At 61.0% G+C, this 6,000-nt stretch carries 6 protein-coding genes; 1 reads left to right on the plus strand and 5 read right to left on the minus strand.

Going from position 1 to position 6,000, the window contains the following annotated elements:
* Nucleotides 1–179: 179 nt before the first annotated feature.
* The 5 genes from Q0330_RS18925 to Q0330_RS18945 form a co-directional block, all read right to left on the minus strand.
* Nucleotides 180–506 carry a YnfA family protein gene (locus Q0330_RS18925; RefSeq protein WP_040546036.1) on the minus strand — a complete coding sequence of 109 codons (327 nt, stop codon included), beginning with the start codon at nt 504–506 and terminating at the stop codon, nt 180–182.
* Nucleotides 507–562: 56 nt separating this feature from the next.
* Complete coding sequence (locus tag Q0330_RS18930) at nt 563–1,915, minus strand: NAD(P)/FAD-dependent oxidoreductase (RefSeq protein WP_017467591.1); 1,353 nt, start codon at nt 1,913–1,915, stop codon at nt 563–565.
* A 22-nt stretch (nt 1,916–1,937) separates the two neighbouring features.
* The gene (merA, locus tag Q0330_RS18935; protein WP_057796628.1) at nt 1,938–3,368 is read right to left on the minus strand and encodes a mercury(II) reductase; all 1,431 of its coding nucleotides are present in this window, start codon (nt 3,366–3,368) and stop codon (nt 1,938–1,940) included.
* 1 nt (nt 3,369) lies between these two features.
* Entirely contained in the window at nt 3,370–3,507 is a 138-nt protein-coding gene (locus Q0330_RS18940; RefSeq protein WP_007803572.1) for a hypothetical protein, read from the minus strand.
* 235 nt (nt 3,508–3,742) lie between these two features.
* Nucleotides 3,743–4,330: a recombinase family protein gene (locus Q0330_RS18945; protein WP_036743550.1), complete on the minus strand. Its 588-nt coding sequence runs from the start codon at nt 4,328–4,330 to the stop codon at nt 3,743–3,745.
* 149 nt (nt 4,331–4,479) lie between these two features.
* Between Q0330_RS18945 and Q0330_RS18950 the strand changes: the two genes are divergently transcribed.
* On the plus strand, nt 4,480–5,892 hold the full coding sequence (locus Q0330_RS18950; protein ID WP_299483421.1) for a Mu transposase C-terminal domain-containing protein: 1,413 nt from the start codon (nt 4,480–4,482) through the stop codon (nt 5,890–5,892).
* The last annotated feature ends 108 nt before the right edge of the window (nt 5,893–6,000 follow it).

The raw sequence follows: 6,000 nt of genomic DNA on the forward strand, positions 1-6,000 counted from the left end.
AGGAGCCCACTTTGACCGATGCTGCGTAAAGGATGTATCGCTGCTTTCGAGGGCGGTAGAAAACCTGCTTGATCGCAGCCGCGATGCGGAGGGAAAGCAGCGCCGAGTTGTCGGAACGCGTGAACCAAAAGGCGATCTAATCGAACGATTCAGCGCTTCACCCCGTCTGCGGCTGCCTCTCAAATACTGCGCGGTGCCCAGAGAATAATACCCGCACCGACAAGGCAAATGACCGCTCCAACTACATCCCATTGATCCGGGCGATGCCCTTCTACGCCCCATAGCCACAGCAGGGACGATACGATGTAAACGCCACCGTAGACTGCATAGGCGCGGCCCGCCTGATCGGCGGGGCTGAGCGCCAGTAGCCAGGCGAAAGCGGCAAGGGACAGCATGCCCGGTGCCAACCAAAACACGCTCTTGTCCAGCCGGAACCAGGCCCAGAAAGCAAAGCATCCGGCAATTTCGGCCAGCGCAGCGGCGAAGTAGATAAGAACCGTCTTCATCGGGCCAGACATACGTTCCGAGGAGGATCGGGTCTATTGCGAAAAATCTTTCAAATTCAGAGAAGCGAGCCCAAATCCGATCCAACACTTGGATAGGCCGCCGTCATCGACTTAAGTTGCTTGGCCGCCAGGCCCAGCTTGATTGCCAGCCCGAAGAAATTGATCAGTTCGCCGTATTCCGGGCCGAACAGGTGCGCGCCGAGGATCTTGCCGTTCGACTTGTCCACGAGGACCTTCGCGGCAGCAGAGGTCTCGCCGATCCGGTAGTTCGAATACCAATCGCCAGTGTCGGTGAACCGAACATCGACATCATACCCGGCGTCCCTTGCCTCACTTTCCAACATGCCGACACGCGCCACTTCCGGGACTGTGAAGACGGCTGTAGGAATACCGGCATAATCCGGTGCGGTCTGAGTGTCTTTGAGCATGTTGGAGGCCGCGACCTTCCCTTCGATCACTGCGACTGGCGTCAGCGGCATGCCATCGGTGTCGGCGGAATCTCCGGCGGCAAAGACCGCGCTGTTTGTCGTGCTTTGCAGATGCGGGGCTACAACGATGCCCTTGTCGCTGTAATCAACACCAGCCGCCTCAAGATTCAGATCGGCCAGGGCTGCCACACGGCCCGCGCCATGCACGACCAGATCGGTTTCGATTGTTCGGGTTTCATCGCCCGACTTCACCTCGACAGTGAATGCTCTACTGGCTTCCGAGACCGACACGATTTCGGTTTCGCGCATCAGGTCCACGCCGATACCGCCGCTGCGGTCGATCAGCATTTCGACCAGATCGGGATCGAAGCCGCGTAAGGGCCGGGCGCCACGATCCACGATGATCGGGTTGGCTCCGGCCCGTGCGGCGATATGCGCAAACTCGAAGGACACGAAGCCGCCACCGATAAAAAGAACCCGATTGGGAAGGGCCTCCAGGTTGAGGAAATCCGTGCTGTCGATCACGAGATCGGCCCCTGTGAAGCTCAGCGGCCTGGGCATGGCACCGGCGGCCACGAGGAACCGTTCCGACTGATATGCCGTTCCATCGACCTCCAGCGTGTTGCTTCCCGTGAACCGCGCGGCTCCATGCAGGGTTTCGACGCCGTTGCCCGACAGGCCCTTTTCCATCTTGTCCGGCACGGGATCGGTGAAGCCACGCTTGTGTGCCATCAGATCGGCCCAGTTGATCGACAGATCACCGGGATCGATCCCCTTGCCCTGCATGAGCCGTGCCGCGTCCATGATTTCCGCACCGCGCCGCAGGATTTTCTTTGGATCGCAGCCGCGCAATGCGCAGGTGCCGCCGTAGGGCAGCGCATCGACAATGGCGACACGCCATCCTGCCGCGCCACATTTGTTGGCCGCGGCCACGCCCGCCATGCCCGCCCCGATGACGATCAGGTCGTAGTCTTCATTCATTCTCCGGTCCTTGTCCTGATCTTCATCCGGCGCAGCAGCTCAACTTTGCCACGTCCATATCGAAGGTTTGCGCCGCCAGCTTCAGCCCTTCCACGGTCGTCAGATAGGGGAAGATCGTCTCCCCGAGCGCCTTTGTGGTCATGCCAAACTTCAGCGCCATAACGAGGGTCTGGATCGTATCGGACCCCTCGGGCGCGATGATCTGGCCGCCAAGCAGCCGGTCGGACTTTCTGTCCGCCACCAGCTTGATCAATCCGCGCGTGTCGCGTGCGGCCAGTGCGCGCGGCACCTGATCGAGCGGTACGATGGACGTCTTGACGTCGAGGCCCGCGTCCCGCGCCTGGGCTTCACCGAGACCGACGCCCGCGACCTGCGGGTCGGAAAACACCACCCAGGGCATCGCGGCGTTGTCGTAGCGATGGTCTTCGCCGAGAACCGCATTTTTGGCCGCGAGCTTTGCACCATAGGCCGCCATATAGACGAACTGGTCGCGGTCGGTCACATCGCCTGCGGCATAGATGCCGCGCACCGATGTCTGCATGTCCTCGCCGACGACGATGGACCCACGCGCGTCGGTTTCCACGCCGATTGCGTCCAGGCCCATATCTTTGGTATTGGCCCGCCTGCCAGCGGTCGAAACGAGGTGATCCGCCGTCACTTCGACAGGCTTTCCGTTCTGGATCACGCGCAGTGTCACGCCCGCGTCGTCGCGGCGCACAGTGTCGTAGCTTAACCCGGTCAGAAGGGTGATGCCTTCGGCCTCGAACGCCGCCGCCAATGCCTCCGAGACCTCTGGTTCCGCGCCGGGCAACAGATGCGAACGGGCGACAAGCGTGACCTTCACGCCCATGCGGCTCATCATCTGGGCCAGCTCCGCGCCGATGTAGCCCGCGCCGATGAAGATCAGGCTTTTCGGCAGTACTTCGAGTTCCAGAAGACTGGTGCTGTTGAGCGCGCCGATTTCCTCGATGCCGTCGATGGTCGGCAGAACGGGACGCCCGCCCGTGGCGATGATGGTCCTCGGTGCTTTCAGGGTTCGCTCACCGACTGTCACGCCACCTTCGATCAGCCGCGCGGGACCGGCGTCGATGTAATCGACATCCTCATATTCCGGCAGAAGGTCCGCGTATTTCTTCTGGCGCAGGGTCGTGACCAGATCGTCCTTGGACTGAACGAGCGTCTGCCAATCATCCACTTGTGCCCGTCCCGACAGGCCGGGGAACCGCTTGGCAGCCCCCGCACAGTGCACGGCCTCTGCCGCACGGATCATCGCCTTGGAGGGCACGCATCCCACGTTGACGCAAGTTCCGCCGATGGTGCCATGTCCTACGAGGGCGACACGCTTTCCGGCATCCGCGCCGGTAATTGCGGCGGAGAACCCCGCCGATCCGGCCCCAAGAACGATCAGGTCATAGCCGCCCTGTTCATCGTCGTTTTTGTTCAGGTCTTTCATCTCAGCGCGCCTCGCCATGTTCGGGGTCTTTTGGTCTGGCGGCGAGCAGATATATGACCGCGCCGATGGCGATCAGCGGTGTCAACATGCCGAGGAGGCCGAAGACCATGCCGGTGGCGGTGCAACATCCCATCATCATAAGAGCGATCCTTTCTTTTGCGCACGGTTCAGGAGAACCGCGTAGAGTGCTGTGGCGGCGAAAACGCCGATTGTGATCCGTATTGCGAACCTGAATTCGAGAAGAATGATCAGGATCGACAGGGCCACCGCGAGGCCGGTGGCCCAAAGTTTCGGGGCCGGTCCCGGTTTGCCAGCGCGCAGCCAAAGGGCCTGTGCCACCAGGGGTCTGATGCCGGAGGGGGCAGAATCCTACGCTAAGGCGTAGTCTTTGCCGAATTTCGCTGCAGCGTTCTGTAGACGGTCGGCCTTGAGACAGAGAAGAGCTCAGCGAGATCGCTGATAGAATATTCGCCGGATGCGTACATCCTGCTCAGCTCTTTTTGTTGTTTTTCCGAGAGTTTTGGTTGCTTTCCCCGGAGTTTGCCCTTGGCGCGGGCGATGGCCATACCTTCGCGGGTGCGCATGCGGATGAGGTCGGCCTCGAACTCGGCGAAGGTGGCGAGGATGTTGAAGAACATCTTTCCCATCGGGTCGGACGGATCGTAGACCGATGCGCCGAGGGCAAGCTTGACGCCCTTCTTTTCCAACTGTTCCGCGATGGCCCGTGCGTCAGGGACCGAGCGCGCGAGGCGATCGAGTTTCGGTACGACCAGTACGTCGCCAGCGCGCACGGCGGCGAGGGCCTGGGCGAGACCGGGCCGGTCGCGGTTCGTACCCGTCAGGCCGTGGTCTGTGTAGATGCGGTCTTCGGTGACCCCAAGCTCAGCAAGGGCAGCCCGCTGCGCCGTCAGATCCTGGCGGTCGGTGGAGCAGCGGGCATAGCCAATCTTGGTCGCGGTCATGCAGCGAGTGTACGGATAAGGGGCCGCATGTGCGAATCTAATCGTACTATCTATACGAGATATGGCGGGATGCGCTTTCCTTGCCGCCCTCCGCCACCTCGACCCATGTCCGCTGACCGATCCCCTTTCGGACAGGTTGGAGAAACAGAATGGATGAAGCGATGCGCCGGTTCGCCGCTCTGCGGCCTCATCTGGAAGAGGGAGTTTCTCTGGTCGCTGCCGCCCGCGCGGCTGATGTGCCGATCCGGACGGCGCAACGCTGGCTGTCGCGCTACAGGCTGGAAGGTCTGGACGGGCTAAAGGTCAGGAAGCGATCTGATTACGGCACTCGCAAACTACCCCACCCCTTGATCGCTCTGATCGAGGGGCTGGCACTTCGCAAGCCCCGGCTGTCCTGTGCCGCGATCTGTCGACGCGCCAAAGCGATTGCGAAGAGCAGGGATTGGCCGCTCCCATCCTATGGCACCGTTCATTCCATCGTGCAGGCGCTCGATCCTGCGGTGGTCACGCTGGCGCAGGATGGGGCGTCAGCCTATCGGGACCGATTTGAGCTGATCCACCGACACAGGGCAAGCGCACCGAATACGCTTTGGCAAGCCGATCATACCATGCTGGATATATGGATTATCGACGCGAACGGAAAAGCGGCGCGCCCGTGGCTGACCGCGATTATGGACGACCACTCCCGTGCAATTGCTGGATACCTGGTTTTTCTCGGCGCACCATCGGCTCTGCAAACGTCTCTGGCACTTCGACAAGCCATCTGGCGCAAACAAATCCCGGACTGGCCCATATGCGGCATCCCAGAAATTCTCTATGTCGATCACGGAAGCGACTTCACATCCGAACATCTCGAACAGGCAGCTGCCAGCCTGCGGTTCCAGATCATCCATTCCGCCGTAGCGCGACCGCAGGGCCGCGGAAAAATCGAGCGGTTCTTCGGCACCCTGAACACAGAACTACTTTCGGACTTGTCCGGTAATATAGTGAATGGGAAACCAGAAACCCCGCCGAAGCTGTCGCTGGCCGATCTCGATGCTGTCATCGGCGCGTGGATCAAGGACACCTACAATGTCCGCACTCATCGCGAGACGGGGCTGCCGCCGCTTACGTCGTGGTGCGCCGACGGCTGGCTTCCTCAAATGCCCGACAGTATCGACGACCTCGACCTGCTGCTCGTCATGGTCGCGAAGCCTCGGCTCGTGCGCCGCGACGGTGTGCATTTTCAAGGGCTGCGCTTCATGAGTACGATCCTTGCTCCCTACGTCGGCGAAAGCGTCACGATCCGATATGATCCGCGCGACCTTGGTGAGATCCGCGTCTTCCACAAGAACCGTTTCCTGTGCCGCGCCATCAGCCCGGAACATGCCCATGAGACGATCACGCTGAAAGACATACAGACAGCCCGTGCGGCGCAGCGGCGGGCCCTGCGCCAGCAGATTAATGAACGGGTCGGCGTCGTTGCGGAATATCTCCCGGAGGGGACAGCCCGTAGGAAAACCGAGACCGCGCCTCGACCTCAACGCAAGTCGAAACTCCGAACCTATCAGTCGGATGATTGACAATGATGGGACAGCGCAATGGCACATTCATCGCCACGAAAGAACATCGCCGCGGGACCGTTCAAAATGTTGGGGTCATGCCGCTTTAAGGAGTGGCGGTTTTGGGTT

The sequence above is a fragment of the uncultured Paracoccus sp. genome (assembly GCF_937873615.1).
In the GTDB taxonomy this organism is placed as follows: domain Bacteria; phylum Pseudomonadota; class Alphaproteobacteria; order Rhodobacterales; family Rhodobacteraceae; genus Paracoccus.

Bases quoted from the DNA above. Each gene is read 5' to 3' on its own strand.
- Q0330_RS18925 (WP_040546036.1), bottom strand. From the start codon at position 506: ATGAAGACGGTTCTTATCTACTTCGCCGCTGCGCTGGCCGAAATTGCC.
- Q0330_RS18930 (WP_017467591.1), bottom strand. From the start codon at position 1,915: ATGAATGAAGACTACGACCTGATCGTCATCGGGGCGGGCATGGCGGGC.
- merA (WP_057796628.1), bottom strand. From the start codon at position 3,368: ATGAAAGACCTGAACAAAAACGACGATGAACAGGGCGGCTATGACCTG.
- Q0330_RS18940 (WP_007803572.1), bottom strand. From the start codon at position 3,507: ATGATGATGGGATGTTGCACCGCCACCGGCATGGTCTTCGGCCTCCTC.
- Q0330_RS18945 (WP_036743550.1), bottom strand. From the start codon at position 4,330: ATGACCGCGACCAAGATTGGCTATGCCCGCTGCTCCACCGACCGCCAG.
- Q0330_RS18950 (WP_299483421.1), top strand. From the start codon at position 4,480: ATGGATGAAGCGATGCGCCGGTTCGCCGCTCTGCGGCCTCATCTGGAA.